This is a genomic window from Streptomyces sp. NPDC127100 (assembly GCF_042724095.1).
Lineage (GTDB): Bacteria > Actinomycetota > Actinomycetes > Streptomycetales > Streptomycetaceae > Streptomyces.
In genome coordinates, this window is sequence record NZ_JBHXFL010000093.1 from 3,904 (window position 1) to 7,249 (window position 3,346).

Sequence of the window (3,346 nt, forward strand, 5' to 3'; positions counted from 1 at the left end):
GCGGGGTGGGGGGTGGCCTTCCCGCCCGGGGCGGGCCGGGTGCCGAACCCCCCAACCCCCTCACTGGGCTGCGGGCGCTCCCCCTCGGGGGGTCGGGGCTGCCCAGCCCGCACCCCCGCCCCGCCGCTCCCATGGCGTGCAGGGCGGCGTCCAGCAGCGCCGGGTGCACGCCGAAACGGCTCGCTGCGGGTTCCGTGTCCTCCGGCAGCCGGATCTCCGCGAACACCTCGGTTCCCCGCCGCCATACGGACCGCAGGCCCTGGAAGACGGGGCCGTACTGCAGTCCCGTCCCGGCCAGCCGCTCGTAGTACCCGTCCAGGGCGACGGCCTCGGCGTCGTGCGGCGGCCAGGACCGGTCCCCGGGTTCCGGATGCGGTTCGCCGGGTGCGACCCGGCCCGTCGCATGCCGGACCCACGGACCGTCCTCACCGTCCGGGCGCGAATGCACGGCCACGGCCCGGATGCCGGAGGCGTCGGCGTCGGCGTCGGCCACAGACACCCGCACCTGTACGCCGCCGTGTTCCGGCAGCACGAGGGGGGCCTCCAGGACGAGGTCGTCCAGCCGCGTGCAGCCGAATCGGGTGCCGGCGTGGAGGGCCAGGTCGACGAAGGCCGTACCCGGCAGCAGCACGGCACCCAGCACGGTGTGGTCGGCCAGCCAGCCATGGGTCGCCAGCGACAGACGGCCGGTGAAGAGACAGCCGTCGGAATCGGGCAGAGCAACCGCCGCACCAAGGAGAGGGTGATCTGCCGCCCCCAGACCGGCCGAGGTCACGTCACCCGCCGACGGAGCCACCGGAAGCCAGTACCGCTCTCGCTGGAAGGCGTAGGTGGGCAGATCCACCAGCCGGGGGCGGGACGGAGCGAGGAAACCAGCCCAGTCCACCGCATGGCCGCGGACATACACCTCCGCCAGGGCCCGCACCAACGACTGCGATTCGTCACGGTCCTTGCGCAGCACCGGGGTGAACAGCATCTGCGGCACGCACTCGGCGCCCATCCCGGACAGGACACCGTCCGGACCCAGCTCCAGGCAGGCCGTCACACCATGCTCGGCCAGGTGCGTCACCCCGTCGGCGAAGCGCACCGCCTCCCGCACGTGCCGCACCCAGTACTCCGGGTCACACACCACAGCCGCATCCGCCAGCCCACCCGTCACGTTCGACAGAACCGCCAGCTTCGGCGCCTCATAGGCAACCGACCGGGCGACCTCGCGGAACTCGGCCAGCATCGGCTCCATCAACGGCGAATGGAACGCATGCGAGACCCGCAGCCGACGCACCCGCCGACCCTCACCCCGCCACAACTCCTCCAGCCCCGCGATCACTTCCTCAGAACCGGAGACGACCACAGCAGTGGGACCGTTGACCGCCGCGACATCCACACCGTCACGGTCTGCCAGCGCAGCCCGGACCACCGACTCCTCGGCCTCCACCGCCAGCATCGCCCCACCCTCGGGCAACGCCTGCATCAACCGGCCACGCGCCGCCACCAGCACACACGCATCCTCGAGGGACCACACACCGGCCACATGGGCAGCAGCCAGCTCGCCGATGGAATGCCCGCCCACCACATCAGGACGCACACCCCACGACGACACCAACCGGAACAACGCCACCTCGACCGCGAACAGAGCACACTGCGTGAACTCCGTCGCGTCCAGCACCCCGTCGTCATCGGTGAAGACCACCTCACGCAACGGCCGCTTCAACAGACCGTCGAACGCCGCGCACACCTCGTCGAAGGCTTCGGCGAAGACCGGGAAGGCCTCATACAACTCCCGGCCCATCCCAACCCGCTGACTGCCCTGACCCGAGAACAGCACCGCCAACCGACCCGGCACCACCTGCCCCCGCACCACACCCGCGGACTCACCACCCTCGGCCAGCACCCCCAAACCGTTCAAACCGTCCAGCACGACGGCACGGTGCTCGAACACCGACCGCGCCGACACCAACGACCAACCCACATCCACCGGCGCAAGCTCGGCCTCACGCACACACTCGGCCAGTCGCCCGGCCTGCGCCCGCAACACGGCCTCGGACTTCCCCGACACCACCCACGGCACCACCACCGGCGAGTGCTCGCTGGTGGGTTCCTCTTCGACAGCCGGAGCCTGCTCCAGGATCACGTGCGCGTTGGTGCCGCTGATGCCGAACGAGGACACGCCCGCCCTGCGAGGTGCCTCACCCTCCGGCCACGGAGCGACGTCGGTCAGCAGTTCCACGGCACCAGCGGACCAGTCCACCTGCGGGGAAGGCTCGTCGACGTGCAGGGTGCGGGGCAGCGTGCCGTGCCGCATCGCGAGCACCATCTTCATCACACCCGCGACCCCCGCCGCGGCCTGGGTGTGCCCGATGTTCGACTTGATCGAGCCGAGCCGCAGTGGCCGGTCCTCCGGACGGTCCTGGCCGTAGGTGGCCAGCAACGCCTGCGCCTCGATCGGGTCGCCCAGCTTCGTGCCCGTGCCGTGCGCCTCCACCGCATCGACCTCGGCGGCCGACAGCCCGGCATTGGCCAGCGCGGCCCTGATCACCCGCTGCTGCGACGGACCGTTCGGCGCCGTCAGACCATTGCTCGCACCATCCTGATTGACAGCCGAACCCCGCACGACCGCCAGCACCCGGTGCCCGTTGCGCCGCGCGTCCGACAGCCGCTCCAGCAGCAGCATCCCGGCACCCTCGGAGAACCCGGTGCCATCCGCACCCGACGCGAACGCCTTGCACCGGCCGTCGGGAGCAAGACCCCGCTGACGGCTGAACTCCACGAACAACGCCGGCGTCGCCATCACCGTCACACCACCGGCCAACGCCAGCGAACACTCCCCCTGCCGCAGCGACTGCACCGCCAGATGCAACGCCACCAACGACGACGAACACGCCGTGTCCACCGTCACCGCAGGTCCCTCGAGACCGAACGTGTAGGAGATCCGCCCCGAAGCGATACTGCCGGGGCTGGGCGAGCCGGGTGTGCCGTCGGGGCCCTGCAAGAGACCGTAGTCGTGGTGCATGATCCCGGCGAAGACACCGGTCTGGCTGCCGCGCACCGACGCCGGGTCGATACCCGCACGCTCCAGCGCCTCCCACGACGTCTCCAACAGCAACCGCTGCTGCGGGTCCATCGCCAACGCCTCACGCGGCGAAATACCGAAGAACCCAGGATCGAAGTCACCGGCGTCGTAAAGGAATCCACCCTCACGGGCATGGATCTTGCCCGGCGTCTCGGAGCCGGGTTCGTAGAGTGCCTCGATGTCCCAGCCGCGGTCGTCGGGGAATCCTGCCATGGCATCCGTACCTCGGTCGAGGAGCCGCCACAGCTCCTCCGGCGTCCGCACACCACCCGGGAA

Annotated in this window: 1 protein-coding gene; it reads right to left on the reverse strand. The window is 70.7% G+C overall.

Annotated elements, in window-relative coordinates; genetic code table 11:
• Window positions 1–3,346: type I polyketide synthase (locus ACFWJB_RS35275; RefSeq protein ID WP_386927396.1), on the reverse strand; the 3,346-nt coding region annotated here is incomplete at both ends.